20 protein-coding genes are annotated in these 19,003 nt (G+C 53.2%); 4 read left to right on the forward strand and 16 right to left on the reverse strand.

The window, feature by feature from the left end; all coding sequences use genetic code 11:
* Positions 1-28: 28 nt before the first annotated feature.
* The 10 genes from HCH_RS18305 to HCH_RS18350 all read right to left on the reverse strand — a co-directional run bounded on the left by HCH_RS18305 (position 29) and on the right by HCH_RS18350 (position 10,333).
* Positions 29-298, reverse strand: a complete 270-nt coding sequence (locus HCH_RS18305; protein ID WP_041598779.1) for a MoaD/ThiS family protein — start codon at positions 296-298, stop codon at positions 29-31.
* A gap of 206 nt (positions 299-504) precedes the next feature.
* A complete protein-coding gene (locus HCH_RS18310) occupies positions 505-1,254 on the reverse strand; it encodes a TIGR01458 family HAD-type hydrolase (protein ID WP_011397879.1) in 750 nt (249 codons plus the stop codon).
* A 215-nt stretch (positions 1,255-1,469) separates the two neighbouring features.
* Positions 1,470-2,069 carry an N-acetylmuramoyl-L-alanine amidase gene (locus HCH_RS18315; RefSeq protein ID WP_011397880.1) on the reverse strand — a complete coding sequence of 200 codons (600 nt, stop codon included), beginning with the start codon at positions 2,067-2,069 and terminating at the stop codon, positions 1,470-1,472.
* Between the two features lie 184 nt (positions 2,070-2,253).
* A complete protein-coding gene (locus HCH_RS18320) occupies positions 2,254-4,392 on the reverse strand; it encodes a TerD family protein (RefSeq protein ID WP_011397881.1) in 2,139 nt (712 codons plus the stop codon).
* 252 nt (positions 4,393-4,644) lie between these two features.
* Positions 4,645-5,808: an AAA family ATPase gene (locus HCH_RS18325; RefSeq protein WP_011397883.1), complete on the reverse strand. Its 1,164-nt coding sequence runs from the start codon at positions 5,806-5,808 to the stop codon at positions 4,645-4,647.
* Between the two features lie 122 nt (positions 5,809-5,930).
* Positions 5,931-6,854, reverse strand: a complete 924-nt coding sequence (locus HCH_RS18330) for a DMT family transporter (protein WP_011397885.1) — start codon at positions 6,852-6,854, stop codon at positions 5,931-5,933.
* 176 nt (positions 6,855-7,030) lie between these two features.
* The gene (locus HCH_RS18335; RefSeq protein WP_011397886.1) at positions 7,031-7,522 is read right to left on the reverse strand and encodes an NADAR family protein; all 492 of its coding nucleotides are present in this window, start codon (positions 7,520-7,522) and stop codon (positions 7,031-7,033) included.
* 178 nt (positions 7,523-7,700) lie between these two features.
* Entirely contained in the window at positions 7,701-8,150 is a 450-nt protein-coding gene (locus HCH_RS18340) for an RICIN domain-containing protein (protein WP_011397888.1), read from the reverse strand.
* Entirely contained in the window at positions 8,125-9,618 is a 1,494-nt protein-coding gene (locus HCH_RS18345) for a carbohydrate-binding protein (RefSeq protein WP_011397889.1), read from the reverse strand. Before HCH_RS18345 ends, HCH_RS18340 begins: the two co-directional genes overlap by 26 nt.
* 268 nt (positions 9,619-9,886) lie before the next feature.
* A complete protein-coding gene (locus HCH_RS18350; protein ID WP_011397890.1) occupies positions 9,887-10,333 on the reverse strand; it encodes a hypothetical protein in 447 nt (148 codons plus the stop codon).
* Positions 10,334-10,717: 384 nt separating this feature from the next.
* Here HCH_RS18350 and HCH_RS18355 point away from each other — a divergent pair, with 384 nt between their 5' ends.
* Complete coding sequence (locus HCH_RS18355) at positions 10,718-11,098, forward strand: hypothetical protein (protein WP_011397892.1); 381 nt, start codon at positions 10,718-10,720, stop codon at positions 11,096-11,098.
* Here the strand turns inward: HCH_RS18355 and HCH_RS18360 are convergent.
* The 4 genes from HCH_RS18360 to HCH_RS32510 form a co-directional block, all read right to left on the reverse strand.
* Positions 11,095-11,397, reverse strand: a complete 303-nt coding sequence (locus HCH_RS18360) for a hypothetical protein (protein WP_011397893.1) — start codon at positions 11,395-11,397, stop codon at positions 11,095-11,097. The two genes, HCH_RS18355 and HCH_RS18360, sit on opposite strands and share 4 nt — an antisense overlap.
* Before the next feature lie 296 nt (positions 11,398-11,693).
* Complete coding sequence (locus HCH_RS18365; RefSeq protein WP_011397894.1) at positions 11,694-12,353, reverse strand: carbonic anhydrase; 660 nt, start codon at positions 12,351-12,353, stop codon at positions 11,694-11,696.
* Between the two features lie 75 nt (positions 12,354-12,428).
* Positions 12,429-13,148, reverse strand: a complete 720-nt coding sequence (locus HCH_RS18370) for a response regulator (RefSeq protein WP_011397895.1) — start codon at positions 13,146-13,148, stop codon at positions 12,429-12,431.
* Positions 13,149-13,345: 197 nt separating this feature from the next.
* Positions 13,346-14,665 carry an ATP-binding protein gene (locus HCH_RS32510; protein WP_011397896.1) on the reverse strand — a complete coding sequence of 440 codons (1,320 nt, stop codon included), beginning with the start codon at positions 14,663-14,665 and terminating at the stop codon, positions 13,346-13,348.
* A 203-nt stretch (positions 14,666-14,868) separates the two neighbouring features.
* Between HCH_RS32510 and HCH_RS18380 the strand changes: the two genes are divergently transcribed.
* Positions 14,869-16,398: a S41 family peptidase gene (locus tag HCH_RS18380; RefSeq protein WP_158304973.1), complete on the forward strand. Its 1,530-nt coding sequence runs from the start codon at positions 14,869-14,871 to the stop codon at positions 16,396-16,398.
* A 30-nt stretch (positions 16,399-16,428) separates the two neighbouring features.
* On the opposite strand, the gene HCH_RS18385 is transcribed toward HCH_RS18380, so the two are convergent.
* Positions 16,429-16,842: a DUF4279 domain-containing protein gene (locus tag HCH_RS18385; protein WP_083769795.1), complete on the reverse strand. Its 414-nt coding sequence runs from the start codon at positions 16,840-16,842 to the stop codon at positions 16,429-16,431.
* Between the two features lie 58 nt (positions 16,843-16,900).
* Between HCH_RS18385 and HCH_RS18390 the strand changes: the two genes are divergently transcribed.
* Together HCH_RS18390 and HCH_RS18395 are read left to right on the forward strand one after the other, a co-directional pair.
* Positions 16,901-17,296, forward strand: coding sequence for a hypothetical protein (locus tag HCH_RS18390; protein ID WP_148212616.1), 396 nt, complete (start codon positions 16,901-16,903; stop codon positions 17,294-17,296).
* Between the two features lie 184 nt (positions 17,297-17,480).
* On the forward strand, positions 17,481-18,227 hold the full coding sequence (locus HCH_RS18395) for a hypothetical protein (RefSeq protein WP_148212617.1): 747 nt from the start codon (positions 17,481-17,483) through the stop codon (positions 18,225-18,227).
* Positions 18,228-18,287: 60 nt separating this feature from the next.
* On the opposite strand, the gene HCH_RS18400 is transcribed toward HCH_RS18395, so the two are convergent.
* Positions 18,288-18,896, reverse strand: a complete 609-nt coding sequence (locus HCH_RS18400; protein ID WP_011397901.1) for a BRCT domain-containing protein — start codon at positions 18,894-18,896, stop codon at positions 18,288-18,290.
* Between the last annotated feature and the right edge of the window lie 107 nt (positions 18,897-19,003).

Below are 19,003 nucleotides of genomic sequence, written 5' to 3' on the forward strand. Positions count from 1 at the left end.
CCATCAGTTTGAAGGATTGGGGCCGCCGTCAACCGCCGGAGAGCGCCTGCAGCACATGTACTTCGGACTCAGGCTGTAACGCGTCGGTCAGATGAAGTCGGTCCCGGATCATCTGTCCATCCACAAAAATCGCTATGTTTTTACGCAACCGGTCCTGATCATCAAGGATATAACCCGCCAGCCGCGCGTTATCCGCGAATACCCTTTGCAAGGCCTCCGCCACCGTTCCCGCTTGAACGTCGCGGGGCGGACAGGACAGGTAACGCTTTAGGTTATTAGTGAAAGTGACTGTCGCCATATTCGTAGTCGTTATTCCCTTAGCAAGGCCAACATCGTGTTTTGATATTAGCATAGAGCACAATTATTAATCAGGCAGACAAATAGCTTCCTTCTATTTGCCTGCAACGACAGGGCCTGCGCATGTCAGGCCCTGTCTCCCACGGCTAACCGCCGCGCAGACGCATCCATGCGCCTGCGTATTAACATGCCAATATCATTGCCATGTTAATAAAACAGATCAGCCAGACTGTCCACTACCTGAGCCCCGGCAGGCAGTCGCTGTTCGTCTTCGGGGAGAAATTTTCCGGTGCGCACCAGGCATCCTTGCAGACCGGCTTTAACCGCTCCCTCCACATCGCCGGCCACATCATCCCCCACCATGAGACACTGTTCCGGCGACAAACCGGTAGTGGCCCTCACTTGATCAAAAAACGCCTGACTGGGCTTACCCATAATCACCGCCGTCACATCCGCCGCCCACTCCAATGCGCGGATGAAAGGCCCAGCGTCCAGCATCAGCCCTTCATCGTCCTTAAAATATTTATTCATGCCGATTCCGATCAATGGCGCGCCATTGCGGCATAAACGAAACGCGCGGTTCAGGTTGCGGTAATTTAAACCGTCGCGAGCGTCTCCCAATAGCACGCAATTGGGATCGTCAGAATCAAGATCGGCCAGGTCTTCCTGCACTGCGTCATTGACAATACATAGCGGCCGCAGCCTGTGTTCGAGGATATAAGCCTTGGCTGCGAGGGGCGCGGTGAATAACTCAGAATCCTGCAAACTGAGGCCCATACTTCTCAGACGACGCAGTAAATCGCGAGAGGACTGGCTGGCGGTGTTGGTGATGAAACGTAGCGCCAGCCCTTTCTCCCGCGCCCTGACTACTGCTTCCACGGCGCCGGGAATAGTCTGGTTCCCTTCGTAGATCACACCGCTGAGATCAAGAAACAACGCTTTGTAAGCAAGCGGCATAAGCGACCTCCTCGTCCAATGAAATGATGGTCGAAGCGCCCGTTATTAATCAGGCAGACAAATAGCTCCCTTCTATTTGCCTGCAACGACAGGGCCTGCACTTATATTGAAGACTTGAGGCGGGATTAACAACCTTGAGAGCGACCGGGGGCGGCTCCAGTCCATAGCGCCCCCAGACGTTTATATAAAGCGTGGAAAAGGAGGTATAGAGACTGCTAACGCGCCAGTGTGCGAATCATCTCATCAAAAGTTTCCACGCGAATGCTGCGCACCAGATCGATATACAAGTCCCAGTTCCAGGCGGGATTAGGACAGGTGCGATGACCGGAATGCGGGGCCTCTTCAATATGACCGCGGATGCCGGCGGTGTGAGGCGCGGTTTCATGACGCACGGGAATACCGTAGCGGTGACACAGCCAGGCCACCAGCCGCGCGGACGCCATATATTGCGCATCCGTAGGATAAGTCCGCGGATTCGGGTCCCAGGGATTCACGTGTTCAATGCCAATACTTTCCCGATTGGTTTGGGAATGAATGTTATCGACGTGATTGGCGATGTGCGCCTCCCTCACGGTCTGCACCACGCGCCCTTCCCGGTTAACGATATAGTGGGCGCTGGCGGGGCCCGCCCGAAAGGTATTCAGGGCGTTGCGTTCAGTCAGCGCAGGCCCGCCAGTAATATGGATGATAATGTAGCGAATGTCCCGCCGCCCCGGCGGTATCCTGAAATTCGCCGCCGGCGACCACAGTGCGTTGGGATAATCCACCCGCCGCATATCTACCTGCAATAGCCGATCTTCCCAGGGTTGTCCCATAATGACTCTCCACCGTTTCATTGTTCTGCGTTTGTTATCGTTACGACGGGGAAACCCGTCGTTAATCTCAAATTAACGCCGCCAAAGAAAAAGCGCAGTGGAAAAAGTCACAGTTCAAGTGTGAGGAAATAAGCCTGAGCCGCTTCACAGCGGCCTTTATGCTTATCGGTGCGTCTGGGGGAATCTACTGGAGAAAGTGCGCCAGGACCTGCTCATACTGAAAAACCATATCCCGTCCGAAAACCGTATCAGCGCCTGCGGCGCCAGCATGCATCACGCCGCGGGCCTGAACATGTAGAGACAACAGCTCATACAGAGATAGCTGTCGAAAATTCAGCGCCGCCAGCAGCATCTGCTCGATATTACTGGCGTTATTGACGACATTATTACCGTGATGCAGGCTCTCGGAAGAACCCATCAGGTCCAGCCAGATCACCTCTCGTTGCTTGATATCGAAAAACGCCGCCAGACAGGTGCGCGTCGAGGCGCTGATAGCGATGCGTTGCTCTACTGTCGTGGCGTCGAATACCTTTCCGCCCTCACCCACTCCCTCCCGCATCATCCAACCCGCATTAGCCTGTTGCTGGGGAAAGGAGGGACCGCTGTACACGCGTACGTCCATGCCGATATAACGAATGGTCGGATCACTGATGGAGCCCAGATCAATATCGATAAATTCGCAGGCGCCGTCAGGCTCTGGCGCTTCTACGATATCCCCGCTGTGCGCAGCGCGATATCCGACCTCGGCAGCCTTGCCGCGTAACGCGTAATAGGCGATGGAGGAATGATATTTCAGGTCTTCCGTCAGAAAGCTGGCGGACAAGTCCAGGTCATGTCCCACCCAATGCAGGAAGAAACGCAGCGTATTTTTATCTCCCATCTCCAACCGGGCGCCGCGGGGAACTATTTTCAGGCCTTCGGAAGCGCTGCGCATTTGCAGTGGTGTCGGGCAATTCCGCAATGCGGGGTCAATCCAGACTTTGCCTAAGGGCGGCAATCTGGCGAAGCGCTTTGTCAGTTCGTCACGAATGGCGTTCTGAAGCCTGTGCAACAACGCCGCATCAATTTCAGGGACGGCGGCATGCAATACCTTGGCTTTGGCGATTTGTCCTTTAGGCAAAAATATCCGCGCCCGCGCAGGTCCCATCTCTCCATGTGCGGAGCCATCGTCGCGCGCTTGCAGGCGATAAGCAAAGTGTCCTAATAACTGGACTAAAACCCGGGTATCCACTGCGTCGACTTTTTGCAGGAACGCCTCCAGAATGCCCTTGGCGATATCGAGGGAAAAGCGTCTCAGCAAGTGATCCAGTCTACGTGCGAATTCTCCTGGTTTGCGACTCAGCAAGCGCACCAGTATATTCGCCTCCCCCGCCTCCAGAGCGGCCTCTACGTGTCGGTTATCCCCCTGCAGCTGGTCCTCCCTTAAACGCGCCGCCAAGACATTGGTCTTAGGCGCCGAGGCGAATGTACCTATATGCAGACAGTGAAACAGCCGTTTCCATTTCCCCTTGTGTCGTCTAAGGTCCGCCTCATTAACGACTGGCTCCAGCAGCCCAACCAGCCATTTGCGCTGGGCTTTGCTCAGCTTGAACCGAGTGTTGGTCGCCAGAGAAATATCTCCCCCGGACAAGTGCGTGGCGATGCGCAGCACGTCCGTCGCGTTGCTGACGCCGATTGACGCCAAAGCCCTTTTATCCAGTGCATAGGCATCCGCCGCCAGTTGGCACAGGGTTTCTTTGAACGGAATCTTGTCAGGCGTCCGTGGGAGCAAAAGCGACTCGTCGAAATATTCCAACAAGGTGCGAAGACAGGCTTTATCAACCGGCGCCAGGGAGCCGTTGGCGGCCAACAGGTCATGAAACAACTTTAAAAGTCCATCATCCGTGTCCAGTCCAATAGGTTTGAGCTTCACCTTTTCAAACACCGGCATGCGCTCATTGACGATATACTCAGGCAGCCACTGACCCTGCGTCCGGTAATGCGCCAGGGCGTTAAAAAACAGCTCGCAATCCGATGCGTTAAACACTTGAGAAGGGAAGTTGGGATACATGGGCCGCCAGACTTTATCCGCCCCTACCAGTTTTTGCAGAATGAGGAAGATCTCTTCACGCTGCTCTGGCCTGGCGGCCAAAGCCTGTAAGGCGTTATCGCTGAATACGAATCCCAGACACATAGCTTCCACCTGCAGTTGCGCCGCCTGATCAGCTGGCGCAGTGGATGAACCGACGGCTTCAGAGCTGAAATACAACGCCTGTTTTTTACGGATGGCGACTTCTTCGATAGAGAGATGGGGAATCGTTGGCGCAGGCGTTTTGGGTGTCATAACGGGGGCTGTAAAGTGGATGAGAACAGCCCCACACTTTAGGTGCTGGTAGAGGATAAATCCAGACCATCAACAGGGTTGCAACCAAGTCTTACCACTTGGTGGACGCCATCGCCGGGCCAATGTTATCCTGCGCAACGAGGCTATGGCGGTCCTTCCTTCTACCCTATTCAAAGATCAGGGTCGCCACTTTCCTCACCTCCCTATTGTTCTCATTCACCTTTCGAACCACCCTTTCCGACTCAACAGTCTCTACTTATCCGCCCAATGCCAGGCCGGCGTGTCCAGAATGCCCTGTCCAATGATTTCCGTCTGGCCCAGGGGCTTTTCCAGTTGTACTGCATTGCATTCCGGGTGCTCATTGAGCGCGGCGACGAGACGGGATGCATGGGACACCACCCAGACCTGGGAATGCTCTGAGGCGCGGAGAATCAGACGCGCCAATGCCGGCAATAAGTCTGGATGCAGGCTGGTTTCCGGCTCGTTCAGCACCATCAGTGAAGGCGGTCTGGGCGTCAGCAGGGCCGCCACCCAGAGGATGTAACGTAAAGTGCCGTCGGACAGCTCCGCGCCGGTCAGCGGTCTGAGCAACCCTTCCTGATAAAACAGCAGTGAGAAGCGGCCGTCTTCGTGCAGCCTTACATCCAGCCTGGCCCCAGGAAAGGCGTCACTAATAGCAGCGTCGAGCGCTTCGCTATCGCCGATTTCTCTAATGGTCTGCACCGCCGCCGCCAAGTCACGCCCATCATGATGCAACACCGGCGTCCGCGTCCCCAGTTGCGGCTTGCGGGCAGGCGCATCGCGATCGGTACGAAAGTGATCGTAGAAGCGCCAGTTGCGAATGGTTTCGCGCACGCGAAATACCTCCGGCGCAGCGCCAGGGTCGGCCAGTTGATCAAACATACTGGTGAAAAGGCTGAGATTCTGCGCCGCCACGTTCCAACTGCGCCCATCGCGTACTCTCACCATCGGCCCGTCCCGGTCCACCAGCAGCCCGGCGGGACGATAAAACGGCCCGGCCCAAATGCACTCTCGTTTGATCTCCGGGTCCAAGGCGAATGCAGACGGCGAAGGCTTGGGCAGCCCGAGCGATATAGCGTAGCCGAAATCTTCACTGGAGAAGCCGAGCCGCAATCGCACCGCGTCACGACGCGGGCCGCCCTGCACAGGAATCTCACCAGTGCGCATCCGACGGCTGATTTTCTCCGGCCCGGCCCAAAATGTGGAACCCAGCCCGCCTTCTCCGGCCAAAGAGTTAACCACTCCGCCTTGCGCGGTCTCCGCCAGCAAGCGCAGCGCCCGGTACAAATTGGACTTGCCGCTGCCGTTAGGTCCCGTGATCACATTCAGTGAACCCAGTGGCATGGTCAATTGCAGTATGGAGCGGTAGTTGTTGATGGAGAGCGTGGTGAGCATGTTAATGTTCCTGGTCGCGCCGATGAGTCAAACCGGCAACCTAGCATTTAAAACGACATACGTTTATTAATCCGGCAGGCGAATAGAAGGAAGCTATTTGCCTGCCGGATTAATAAAAACCGTCAGCCCTGAGCGACGGAACAAACTTGCCCCGATATTGCGGCGTTCCGCCTTTGCGTCAGAACCGCCTGGGCGATACCAGAGCACATGATCAGGCCGCAGCCGGCTATTTGCAGGGGACTGAGCGCCTGATCAAACAAGGCCCAGCCAAAGGTCACCACGGCGATAGGCTCAAGGTAGGCTAAGGTGCCGAAAGTGGCGGAAGGCAGTTCGCGCAATGCGATCACCGCAAACAGGATAGCGAGGAAACCGGGGATCAACCCCGCCGCCAACAGCCAGCCCCACTGCGCTGGCGCAATCACTTGCTGTTGCTGCAGCATTAACGGAGCCATACATAGCGCGCCAATCAGCATTTGATACCAGCTTCTGGCGTATACATGTACATGGGCGGGCGTGGCGCGATTGATAATAATAAAACCCGCGTAGCACAGCATGGCCAGCCCGGCGTAGGTCATGCCCAAAGCGTCCTGCGAGCCGCCAAACTCAAGACGGAACTCCATCATCATCGCAAAGCCGAACAACGCAGTAAGAATCAACCCCATCGCACTGGCGCTAAGCTTCTCCGACAAGAACAGGTGAGCGAAAACAGAAGCGACTACCGGGGCCAGATAAATGGTCATAATCGCATTAGCCATGCTGGTGTGCTCCATGGCCTGGATATAAAACACGATAAACCCCGCCAGAAAGCCGCCGTTGATCAGCACCCGCCAGGAAGGCCAGCACCACAACAGACTCGCCTTACGAATCACCAGCAAATACCCCAGCATCATCGCCGCGCCAAAAAACAACCGATAAAAAGTCACGGTTTCCGCACTCAATTGCGCATATTTGGCGATAACGCCGATCGTCCCCATAAACACCGCCGACAACGCCGCCATCGCCAAAAATGGCGCCGCGTTATCTGGAGACTGCTGTATTTGCTTCATCAGAAATCCTTGACTGCTGGCTAAGAGGATAAGAACAAAAGTCCTTTGTTATTAATATGGCAATGATATTGACATGTTAATATCTGGCGCATGAATGCGCCTGCGCGGCGGAGAGCCGCCTGATTAATAAACGGATATGGCCAGAGATTGTCTGTACGACAATAAGGGGGAAAAGCTCAGTCTTCGCTGAGCTGCGCCCTCACCTCTTCCAGAATGCGCCCCAGCATGTTCTGCCCACTTCCGTCGCCGCCGTCGCCCCAGTAGTCATCGTTGTCGGTGTGTTCGACGATTTTGGCGGAGCCGGTGCTGAGCAGGCGTTCGCGCAGGGCGTCATGTTGGGTGAATTTGGCGAGAATGGCTTCGCGCATGATGTTGAGCTTGACGGACTCCCAGTCATTACGCAGTTTTCTTTTGCGGTCGCGGCCTTTACGCGCCGCCTCCAGTGGAGATTTGGCCTTGCGGATATCGCTACGGTCCTTTTCTTCCTCGAATTTCATGGCCTGAAAATAGTGCTCACTGCTGGGCCATACTTTTCCTTTCAGCTTGATCGGGTATTGAGCGAAATTGGAAAACTCTCCAAATTCATCGTTTACGCTATAAAACTTGATCACTTCCACGTTTGCTTTAGCCCGTCGTCTATTGTTTTCCGGCGCTCGCAGCCATCTCATGGGCACAGTCTGAAGTATATCCGCGCAAGCGGACAACTCATTTTCCGTTACCGTTTTTGGTGGCGATTTTTTCGCGAGACGGAGCAAGTTAGCGCAAGCAAGGCTTCCAGGCAATGAGTAACGCTACCGAAAAGCGCCATTCGTCGCTGCGAACGGCGCTGGTTGGGAATGTCAGCGGTTAGTCCGCCTGCGTCAATTTCCAGCGAGCGCTCAGCCAGCCGTCCTGAATCGCGCCGGCTTCAACGCTTCCGTTTTCGATGTGCAGGTATTGATCCGGCTTCCAGCGATTCTTAATTCGATAGAGATCAGTGCGTCCCTCCACCGCCTCCAGAGACCATTGCGCACTGTGCCAGCCCGCCTCAACGGCGTTCGCCTGCAAGCCGCCATTTTCAATATTCAGACAAGCGTTGACGCGCCAGCGATTGCAGATCCGCACATAGTCGCCAACCGGTTCGAAATCCCATTGCGCGCTCCACCAGCCAGACTCAATGGCGCCGCTTTGCAAACCGCCGTTTTCCATATGCAGGTATTGATCGGCGCGCCACTGGTTTTGAATCCGGTAGCGTCCTCCCACAGCATTGGCTTTATCAATCTTGAACCAATTAAGGTTGAAGCCGCCGTTTTTCATCGCCAGAGCAATATTTTGCTGGCCGGGCGGGGAGATTCACGGTGTGTTGTATGGTGGTCCAGTTCCCCCAACCACCCGTGGGGGGGACATCCACTCCACCATACACTGGCGACCCGCCCTGCTTTTCGAACTGAATACGGCCACCGCCACTGGGACTCGCCACCCTATAGGAAATAACATATTCCCCCGCCGCAGGAATATTGGCGCTGTAGGCCAACCACTCGCCGTCGCTAATCCAGCCTACGTTGTAGCCCCCTCCCGAATCCGACGTCGCTTCAATATCCACGTCATCAGAGCGGTAAGCGCCCCCCTGGTTGCCGGCGGTCGTGTCGCTGAACTGCAGATAGTCCTCCGCTTGCAGCGTCAGCGGCCAGCCGCCTTCCCCCGGAAACGGCACGGTATGGATGCGATTGGCGGACATCGCCGCGGAACGTTCGCGCCACAAGCGCGCCATATCCTGGGAGTGCGTCGTCCCGAGCACGTTGCCTTCATCATCCATCACCAGCGGCGAGGAGTAATAGCTCAGATCATTGCCGCATTGTGCGGTGCCTCGTCCCTGTCTGACGCTAAAGCCGTAGTTATAACCCGTATCGCCTTCGGATTTGCAGTGCATCCCGCCCACATTATGGCCGACTTCATGGCGGTACGCGCCGGGCCAGGGAGCGCCAATCACCACAATGTCTCCGGGCACATAGCCCCAGCCTCCGGCGCTTCCTGGCGCATCCGTCGGCCGTTGCACCAGCCCGATAAGATCCGGCGCGTAACGCGCAATATCGTCCTTAAACCACTCTTTGCCGTCCTGTAAGACAGAAGTCACCACCCCCGGGTTATGGGGCGACACGCCCACTCCCACCAAACGCAGATATACGCCCTCTACCTGGCTGTTATTGAGCGCTTCGTTCACTGTCTCCACGTACATCTGCGCTTCGGTGTTGATATTGCCCACATCCTGCGCCGCCTGTTCGGAAAAGCCGATGAAGACATCAATAACATATCGGCCTGAAGCGTCTTTCTCACCCACCGCTTCCTGGTTGAGACGCCCCATAAAACCCGTATCCAGGTTCTTCAGGATACGATCCTCCATTTTTGGCGGCTGAATACGCCGCCAGAAAACGTTTTCACTTTTATCCAAAGGTCTTTGCAAACGAAATTGACCGGAACCTGTTTCCAGATATCCCGACATTTCCTGCTTAGTGTGATCCAGAGTGATAATAAAGCTGCTGTAGTCCACGAAATCCGCCAGTGTGGGATCATCCACCTGCGCGCGAATTACTTCAACGCCATTCTCCAGCGACCGGGATTTAACGGTGTAATATAAAGTGCGCCCGTCATCAAGACGGACTTCTCCGTGATCGTTTTGGGCGAATTGCAGGTACTCTTGATGAGCAGATGAGGACTGCCCGTGTACAGCCGCGCTGAACAGACATAAAGCGGCGAATGACGACGTAAAAAACCTCTTCTTATGCATAGCGATATCCTTATTGTCTTGGTTGAGTTACAAGGCTCCACGCCGATGCGCCCTTCACTCCCTCAGGTTCGCCCGACGCGGCGGTATATGGCCTCAGCGTCGTTTTTATGCAGAACGCAACCCCAGTGTCGCGACAGCTTCACGCAATTGAAAACGTTTTCAATATTAATCCAAAAATGGGCGCGACTGTATAAAAATCGCGCCGCATTGTGTGAGTGTCAGCAAAAATCGATAAGTTGCGCGTTTACTCTTGAGGGGCGAGCAAGTGTCAATCCTTGCCGAACCACTCCACTTCTTCTTCATAAAGATATGAGGACAGCTCTTCAGCGGAGAGTCCTTTACGTTCTTTGAACAGTTCGACCTCTTTACGGCTCTGAGGACCGCCGCCAACGCGGATCAGACAATCGATGTAATCAATGAAAGCTTCAGATTCATCGCCAAAATCCAGGCCGACGAGAATCTGCTTATCACAAGGAAAAATGCCGCTACGCACCTTTAGCGCCCGTCTGGCGGATATGCCGACGGTGGTAATGCCCATGCGCACCGCCAGCTCGTATGCCAGCTTCGGTACGCCGGCGTTGGTGAGCCCGCTGACAATCTCCACCTGGTCCTTGTTCGTCTCCTTCACCCAGGACTTGATGGCGCGCTCCAGAATGGAGCTGGCCGCTTCCTGGTCAAACCAGCGCTTGCTGAATCCTACAACCCCGATTTTCATTTTATTGTTCTCCACTGCTTATTCTGCTCAATGTTCGTCAATAGCCCTGCCAACTCGCTTTGCGAGGAGCTTCTGGAAAGGCCGCTCTTATAAGCTTCGAAACGGCATTTATTGTCGCGGGCCGCATTGTAGTGATCCTCAGACCAGGTTACAAAGGCAAAGTTGTATGCGGCGGCGCGGCGCAAAACCCGTAACTACAATAACTACAGCAACTACAATCATGGAATGTTAGAAAGTTAGGCCGCAGACGCTTACAATGTGCGCCCAAATCAATAGCCGGGGCTTTTTACATCCGACAGTGCGCCGATTTCACTCCGCACAGGGCGTATTCGGCTATCTTATTTCTTACAGACAAAGCATTAGTAAAAGCAGAGGCGAGCGAGCATGTTGTTATACATCTACGTCGATGGAACAGACTTGGAAGATATTGCCGGAGATGTTTCTTCAGCAATTGAAAGTTGGGTAAAAGAATCCGCTCTGGACCTCACGTTTGTCGATAACCGTCAAGCCGAGCCGGAAGCCTCTGAAGACGTGGACCTGGATGATCCTTCGGACTGGCGCATTGGCGTCAACCTGAGCATCCGCAACAAGAAACAGCTTAAAGAACCGCTGGAAGGCCTTTATAAAATCGCCAAGCGCCTTAAATGTGAGTTTGTCATCGGCATCATTGATGAGAAAACCGGTGAACAGGAAGATGTGTGTTACTTCGGTTTTGAAGAAGGCCAGCCGGATATGTTTGAGGTGGGGAATTACTTGGGAATTTAATTATCCAGAGTAGAAAGCCAGTACACTTCGCTCATATTTGAAGCGCCCTCTTTTCGGGTCATATACGTGGCGCATAAGTCCGGGTCTATGTGAACCGTCGTCGCAGCGTTGATTCCGCCATTTGTGAGGTCTTCAAGAATGCCGCCGATATCGACGCCCTCAATATTGAGCATGCCGAGCTTCTGATACTTAGCGCCCGCTGGGATCGGTAGTGAAATCATGCGGCCATCAGGCATGATCAGGCTAGGCGTTCCTCCAGCGGATGAGTCGAATCCCTTTCTGCTCAGTATCAGTCGCATCTGGCCAACCCATTCGGTAGTTATGACGCACGTCTCTACACATGAGTTATTAATATGGCAATGATATTGGCATGTTAATGATCAGGCGCATGGATGCGCCTGCGCGGCGGCAAGCCGCGGGAGACAGGGCCTGACATGCGCAGGCCCTGTCGTTGCAGACAAATAGAAGGAAGCTATTTGTCTGCCTGGTTAATAAAAGAGTTGATGAGTGAGGGGTGTATGCAAGCAATCTATTCAAAACCGAAATACCACATGTACACGCCCCACTACGCTGTATGCCCGATGCGACAGACGGGTTAAACCGCGTGAGACAACTTCCCAGGAATCGCCCGCGCTTCAGGATGTTCCGCCAGCGGCACGAATGCATGTCTGGAGCCGTCGTAAGCGTCAATGCCGCCTGACTCGATGTCATAGAACCACCCGTGCATGGTGAGGCGGCCTTCTTGTAGCGCCAGGCGCACAGACGGATGCGTCTGTAAATTCGCCAGCTGGGCGATGACATTCTCTCGCACCATATCTTCAATCTTCGCCCGTTCGCTGGCGTGCTTACGCGCCTGATTCACCACCTTGGCGGAGTCTGCATAGCGCAACCAGTGAGCCACTGCCGGCATGTGATCAATGCATTGGCAAGTGGCGACGGCGGTCATAGCGCCGCAGTTGGAGTGTCCACACACAACGATGTCGGCTACCCGCAACGCCGCTACGGCGTATTCCACCGACGCCGACACCCCGCCGGGCTCCGGCCCATACGGAGGCACAATGTTGCCCGCATTACGGATGACGAAGAGATCCCCTGGCTCTCTCTGAGTGACCAGTTCCGGAACCAGACGGCTGTCGGAACAGGAAATAAACAGAGTGCGCGGCTGCTGCTGATTGGCGAGGTCTTTGAATAACTCCTTACGCTCAGGAAATGCTTCGCGCTGGAACTTCAGAAAGCCTTCGATGATATCTTTCACTACGGGTCTCCTAATCAACTCTATGGCTTGTTTAAGGAAGCTATTTGGCTGCCTGATTAATAAGCGGCTCGGCGTTCAGTCCCAACTATCCGGCACAAATAAATACCCCTGCCCTCGCACTGTAATGATCCGGGTTGATAAAGACGCGTTATCACCCAGCTTCTTACGCAGGGTTGCAATTTTACCGTCTATGGTGCGATCCAGCCCGTCATAATCCAGACCTCTCAGGTTCTTGTACAGGTAGTCGCGGGACACCACTTCCTCGGCATGGCTGGCAAGGAGCCATAACACATCAAACTCCCCGGTGGTCAGTGCAACGGATTCACCGCCGAAGGTCGCGGCGCGCTTCGGCAGATGCAGGACCAGCCGCCCAAATGTCATTGTATTGCCGCTACTAAGGTGCGAACGCTCGTGAGGCTCTACGGCGCCTGAGATTTCTGACCTTCTCAGCAGCATGCGAAGTCGCGCCAGCAACACCCGAGCCTGGATAGGCTTGACTACAAAATCGTCTGCGCCTAACTCCACGCCAGCGACGTGATCCATGTCGTCTTCACTGGCGGTCAGAAATAAAATGCGTCCATGGTAATGCGCGCGAATCTCACGACAGATGGTCAGGCCGTCCTTCCCCGGCAACATCAAGTCGAGAATGACAATTTCAGGCTGGGAGGCAAGGATAGCGTCCACCGCCAATCCGCCGTCGCAAACCACTTCCGTTTCGAAACCGTTTTGCTGCAAATATTTACAGATAAGCGATGATAATTTTTCATCATCCTCTACGAGGAGAACTCGGGGCATCTGGTTGGCTCTGAATTGAATATCGACGATGCCTTAAGTGGCGTCAAAGAGTCGTATTCTAACCATAGCCTCTCTCACCATCCAGGCGAACGCCTATTTATTCTCCCCCACTGTTATTCTCCTGTGCGCTCCCAATTATTAATCAGACAGCCAAATAGCTTCCTTCTATTTGGCTGCAACGCCAGGGCCTGCGCGTGTCAGGCCCTGTCTCCAGCGGCTCGCCGCCGCGCAGGCCATGAGAATATCAGACGTGCGCCGCCAATCGGCGCGCGCTCGACTCGCACTTCCCCTTCGTGCCAGTGAGCGATTTTCTCGACGATAGCCAGCCCCAAACCATGCCCGCCAGTGGCGCGGGTGCGGCTGTCGTCAAGTCGACGAAACGGCTCAAACACCCGCTCCCGATCCGCGTCAGAAATGCCGGGGCCGTCGTCGTCTACGATGATGGAGCAGTCGTCCCCGCTTACTGCAACGTGCAGTTGAATCTGCGAAGTCGCATATTTCTGGGCGTTGGTAATCAGATTACCGACAGCTCTCTCCAGATGCCTGGGATCAAAAGGGAGAAGGTCTTTGTCTGGCGACAATCGGCTCCAGTCAGGGTCGTAATGAAGCTGGACCTTATTGTCGAAATAACAGTTTTTAATAGCGGCCATAAGGCTCTCGTGCAGCGAGTGACGGGACATTTCCATAGATGCGGGCTCCCGATCAAAACGCGCGTAGCTGAGCAGCTCCTCCACCAACTCCCCCAATTGATTCACGTCATCGGAAATACCGTACACCAGCTCTTTGCGTTCCTCGGCGTCTTCCTCACCATTGAGCATATCAAGTTGAAACCGGATTCTGGCGATCGGCGTTCGCAGCTCATGCGCCACCGCGTTGGTCAAACTCTTGTGTCCTTCCACCAGTTTTTCGATTTTACGGGCCATAAGATTAAACGTTTTATTTAATCGGCCCACAGCATGACGACCTTTTTCCGACACCCTGACGGCGAATGTCCCTTCCCCCAGTTTCATTGCCGCCGACTCCAGGCGCTTGAGTTTGATTTGCAAGCCCACTGTCCACAGCAACACCAGTATCGCCAGCACCGCAAACAGTGCTTTTTCATATATGGCTACGGCCTGCATCAGAGGTTCGTAGGTATGCATGGGGCCAAAACGCGCAATCAGGTCGGCGCCGGAAAGTTTGAAATAGAGAACGTCGTCAAAAGCGTCTTCTACATAGGCGCGGCCGCCGCGCAATCTGCTCACTTGATCCGCCGTCAACTCAAACGCATTTATATCGCCTATCTCAACTGGGACATTGGATGTTTCGGGGTAACTTGCAACGATTCGCTGAAACGTCTGCGCATCCACTCGCTGATGCAATGCATCCAGCAAATAAAACAGTCCCCGATAATCATTGGTTTTATCCAGGGCCACCCAGTCTTGCACATATTTCTGGGAGCCATACTCGCCGACGTACTGATACGCCAAAACGCCAACAATCAAAGTCATGTAGAAGCTAATAAATAATCTGGCCATGGATGAAAACACGCGGGGCTGGTCATAATCCTCGCTATCCTAATGGGCCCCACAAACAGAACCAACACAACTTTGTGCGGAATTGTCTGGAAATGTCTTTTTCGCGCCACACAAGCGGACAATTCGGCGCAAACTCTATAAAGAATTTCTTCAGAGAGATCATGATAATTCCCTTCAAGTTCACATCACTTGAGGAGAATATTGTGAAAATTGAACTCCCTAAAATAAAACCCCAACGCCTGCCGATGCCCCGGCTCGCCGGCGTGACCTTGATGGCGGCGCTGGTTACAGCGTGCAATGATAACGGCTCATCCAATACGCCCGACAAAGAGTCCAAAATAATACCCGCCTCTGAATTGACCGGAGTGTGGGAGCAGCGGGGATATGGGCAGATTATCGAGTTTGGCGACAGTACCGTGACTGTATATCAAAGCAATCGCGACAATTGCCTCCTCACCGCCGAACTGCCTCTCGCCATGGCCGATCAGCTGTTGAAAGAGGTATCTCTCAGCGGTGACGGCCAACGCTTTGACACCCTGCCGCAACGTATCCCCACGGATACGCATCCCTATACGCGTCACAAGCTGCCCCAACTTCCCGAAAGTTGCCGTGATGGCTTACAGGCGCCCACCACCGACTACCAAGCCAACTATGAGGTGTTCTGGCACACCTTTAATGACTACTACGCATTTTTCGACCTACGAGGCGTGAACTGGGCGCAAACCAATGAAAACAGTCGCAGCAAGCTGTCTGAGGTGAATGACGATCAGGCGCTTTTTAATCTGTTCAAGGAAATGCTGTCTTCCCTGGACGACGGACATATCAACCTGATTAAAGAGGACGAGGAATTTTCTCCCGAAGAGTCACCGGCTTGGGTGCGCCGTCTTTACGCTTACTTCAATGAGCAGAATTCCGACGAAACGTTAAGGGAAGATTTCGAGGCTCAGAGTGAGTATGACGATTTCAGCGCTTTCTACGAGTCTCGCCTCTTGGCGTTCTATAACGAAATCAATGACAAGAACACCCAGAATCTGATTGATTATCTGAATGAGGTCGACTGCATCGCCAACGACCAGATTTGCTATGGCTTGATTGACCTCGACGCCACAGGAAAAAGTGTTGGCTATTTACTCATTGAGTCTATGTTGGGTTATGGAGAAGATGAGGACGCGCCATTTGAAACGCATTTTCAGGCTCTTCAAGCGGCTTTGGATAACGCCATCAACGCCCTGTACAACACTGACGCATTGATCATCGATGTCCGTCGCAATAACGGTGGTTACGATAGCAGTGCGATGGAAATCGCCGGCCGCTTCACTCAGCAACGTCAACTCGCTTTCAGTAAAAAAGCGCATTATCCAAACGGTTACGCTAACTCCCACGAAGTCTTTCTCGCCCCTACCGGCGCCCTGCAATACACCAAGCCGATTTACCTGCTCGTCAGCGGGTCTACCTACAGCGGCGCGGAAATATTTTCTCTTACGATGCGCAGCCTGCCCCATGTCGTCCTGGTTGGAGAGCCCACTGGCGGCATCCTTTCAGACAGCCTGGACTTCCAACTCCCGAACGGCTGGGAATTTTCCCTTTCCAACGAAGTTTACTCATCTCCCCAAGGAGAAGTATTCGAATATAGCGGCGTCCCTCCCCAATATGAGGCGCTCTATATGCAACCGGAAGACGTGTACGCCGGAAAAGACAGCGGAATAGAGAAAGCATTGAGCTTGTTGGAGTGATGTAAAGGACTCAGCAGGGAAGCTGACTGTTCAACATCCAGCATGGAAATCGATATCCCAGGATATATCGATGCTCAAGTACCCTAGCTTGCGTATTATCTCCGCCGTCAACTTTGGACCTCCCCGGCTGTTGGTAAGGTAATAGCAATAGATTTCAATAGAACATGTCTTTCGTAATACAGATAACGCCATGCCCCGGTATTCCACAGCATCAACCACAGCACTCACGTGTTCCAAAGGATTAGTCGAGTCCAGCCGCCCTTTGGTGGACCAAAGCCACGTATGGCGCAGTCTGGTCTGTTCATCCAAAGCCTCAGGATCACGGAGCAGCACTTCTGTTGCTTCAGTCTTCAGCATGCGGCTTATCACATCAGGTGGATGTACTTCTGAAAGAATACGGAGTTCTGAGTAGGTTTTTATACAAGCCATGATGATATCGCCCATACCTGAGTGGAATTATTGGAGAAATAACCAGAGTAGCCCGTCAAGGCTGAAACTATGGATGATCGCGAGTTATGCTTTGAATTACAATTTCCCCTATTCCTATTTAAAAACACAATCGGGTTCTATTATGTTTGAACGATCAGGCGTCAACTGGAATGGGTATGTCAGCGGCTCCTGCCCAGTCCAAGGTTGCGGTATTGTTGACAACCATCCATGGTACTTCAGAGCGCGCGGCGATTCATGGTCAATGGAGATCGCGGAGGATCAGAGCATTGACTGTGAGTGCCTGCCGTTAGTCGGCCCTTACCCAGGCTGGCTTATAGAAGAGTCGTGGGGGAAATGGCCTGAGGCTGGCTATATGGAGGCGGCTGTAGCATGGGAGCTAATAGAAAAGGTCTTCGAACAGTTCAGAAACAATGAGCTTCCGTATATTGCTGGCGAGCAAACTGACTAACGGGCTAATTTATAGGCCCTATCTCCTGTCCCGTTCATATAATGGAACATACCGGACATATCATAACCAGACTTTCTTTTAGCAAAAAACCGGCTACGCGTGAGGCATAGCAGATGCCTCAACCCGACTATCCTATCGCGCTTTAATTGCCAGCGTAGTTTACTAAACTGAAGATGCGCGTCGCTTGCAAAAATTCAACCCATCTGCACCAGGATACGCTTCGGTAGAAAATGCTATGAAAGCTCTTTCGGTATTATGGTTATGGACCTGCGCAATGACATCCGCCTACGCCGCTCCGGATGCGCGGGAGGTGCTGAGAATCGGAGCAAACGACGAGATCGCGCAATTGTATGCGCCTTATCAAAAGTTCGTTGAAGCCGCTTTTCAGGATACCCCCTGGAGAATCGAGTGGGTGAACCTTCCTTTGGCGCGCTCAATACGCGCCGCCAATGAAGGCAGTATTGACGGCGATTTTATAAGGATTAAAGATGTGACGGAGATTTACAGCAATTTAGTGGCCGTGCCTTGGCCATTGAATCGCCAGCGCTTTTATCTGTTTATACCAACCACCCTGGATTGCCCTGATACCAGCAATATCGACAAATTAGTGGTCGGGAAATTACTAGGCATCTCCGCGTACGATCATTTTCCAGAAAACATCAAAAGAAACATGGTCTTTTCCCCCAATCTGGAGTCATACGTGAACATGGCGATGGCGCACCGTATAGACGGCATCGCCATCACCGATGATCACTATAAAAAGATCAGCAAAAAGTTCGATGTCGATTTAAAAAAGTGCAGTGACCACATGTTATATGAAGCTGTCACTTACATGATGTTGAATATCAAGCACCGAGATAAAATCCCTCGGATAGTGGAGGCGTTTTCGAAGCATGCCGGCCTGCTTCCCACTGAAGATCAGGCGTACTGACACTGTCCCTAAAGGGCTCAGAAACTTTGATCCCTGAGCCCAGCACGATCTATCTTGCAGTTACATGCATACCGACTGAGCCCAGTGTTGTTCGGTAATTATCACAACAGGAACGCCGCTATCCCGATATGTCATCGCTTTTTCAATTTTTCGTCCAAAGTTTTCATGAACCCAGCTATCCGTTACATAGGTTCCTATCACTAGATAATCCAGCGACTTCGTAACGTTCTTGGCGATCACTCCGCCTCGCGCTTCAGTCGCTTCCTGGCATTGCTCCCGCGTTCCCAGCGCGCAAACGCCGGTGAAAAGGAAAGAGCGCCCCTGAAAGGTAATGGGCGGCATGGGCTCAATAATGGGTAATCTGCTTGCCTTGGCGACTTCTCCTATATAAGACTCATCCCCGGAAATTTTTCTCAGAACACTTAATAGCTCGGAGGACTCCTCATTATCCAGAACACCGTCTTCCAACATAACGCTAACTCTATCTAACAAATTAACGATAATCGGGTTATCTGAAGCGCTCCTGCTTTGCACCAGCCAAGTTTGCAGAAACTCCGCTTCCGCCTGCTCAACCTTTCCATCGGCGACAATGCCTTTACTCAGACCGATCAGTGTATCTATTTGCCTGTCCTTAATTTTATTCAGATTGAATTCGGTGAAAATATCCATAAATATTCCCTCTCTAAAATGATTGAAACTTAAGGCGCGAATATTTCTAAAACTGAAAAGCGGCCATACGCCAATGGATAATATTCAGATTATCCCCTGCACTCGCG

The sequence above is a fragment of the Hahella chejuensis KCTC 2396 genome, assembly GCF_000012985.1.
GTDB lineage: Bacteria > Pseudomonadota > Gammaproteobacteria > Pseudomonadales > Oleiphilaceae > Hahella > Hahella chejuensis.

Coding starts and splice junctions, on each gene's coding strand:
- HCH_RS18335 (WP_011397886.1), bottom strand. CDS start 7,522: ATGAGATGGCTGCGAGCGCCGGAAAACAATAGACGACGGGCTAAAGCA.
- HCH_RS18325 (WP_011397883.1), bottom strand. CDS start 5,808: ATGCTCACCACGCTCTCCATCAACAACTACCGCTCCATACTGCAATTG.
- HCH_RS18400 (WP_011397901.1), bottom strand. CDS start 18,896: ATGGATATTTTCACCGAATTCAATCTGAATAAAATTAAGGACAGGCAA.
- HCH_RS18310 (WP_011397879.1), bottom strand. CDS start 1,254: ATGCCGCTTGCTTACAAAGCGTTGTTTCTTGATCTCAGCGGTGTGATC.
- HCH_RS18330 (WP_011397885.1), bottom strand. CDS start 6,854: ATGAAGCAAATACAGCAGTCTCCAGATAACGCGGCGCCATTTTTGGCG.
- HCH_RS18390 (WP_148212616.1), top strand. CDS start 16,901: ATGATCGCGAGTTATGCTTTGAATTACAATTTCCCCTATTCCTATTTA.
- HCH_RS18345 (WP_011397889.1), bottom strand. CDS start 9,618: ATGCATAAGAAGAGGTTTTTTACGTCGTCATTCGCCGCTTTATGTCTG.
- HCH_RS18340 (WP_011397888.1), bottom strand. CDS start 8,150: ATGAAAAACGGCGGCTTCAACCTTAATTGGTTCAAGATTGATAAAGCC.
- HCH_RS32510 (WP_011397896.1), bottom strand. CDS start 14,665: ATGGCCAGATTATTTATTAGCTTCTACATGACTTTGATTGTTGGCGTT.
- HCH_RS18360 (WP_011397893.1), bottom strand. CDS start 11,397: ATGCGACTGATACTGAGCAGAAAGGGATTCGACTCATCCGCTGGAGGA.
- HCH_RS18350 (WP_011397890.1), bottom strand. CDS start 10,333: ATGAAAATCGGGGTTGTAGGATTCAGCAAGCGCTGGTTTGACCAGGAA.
- HCH_RS18385 (WP_083769795.1), bottom strand. CDS start 16,842: ATGGGCGATATCATCATGGCTTGTATAAAAACCTACTCAGAACTCCGT.
- HCH_RS18355 (WP_011397892.1), top strand. CDS start 10,718: ATGTTGTTATACATCTACGTCGATGGAACAGACTTGGAAGATATTGCC.
- HCH_RS18370 (WP_011397895.1), bottom strand. CDS start 13,148: ATGCCCCGAGTTCTCCTCGTAGAGGATGATGAAAAATTATCATCGCTT.
- HCH_RS18315 (WP_011397880.1), bottom strand. CDS start 2,069: ATGGGACAACCCTGGGAAGATCGGCTATTGCAGGTAGATATGCGGCGG.
- HCH_RS18320 (WP_011397881.1), bottom strand. CDS start 4,392: ATGACACCCAAAACGCCTGCGCCAACGATTCCCCATCTCTCTATCGAA.
- HCH_RS18305 (WP_041598779.1), bottom strand. CDS start 298: ATGGCGACAGTCACTTTCACTAATAACCTAAAGCGTTACCTGTCCTGT.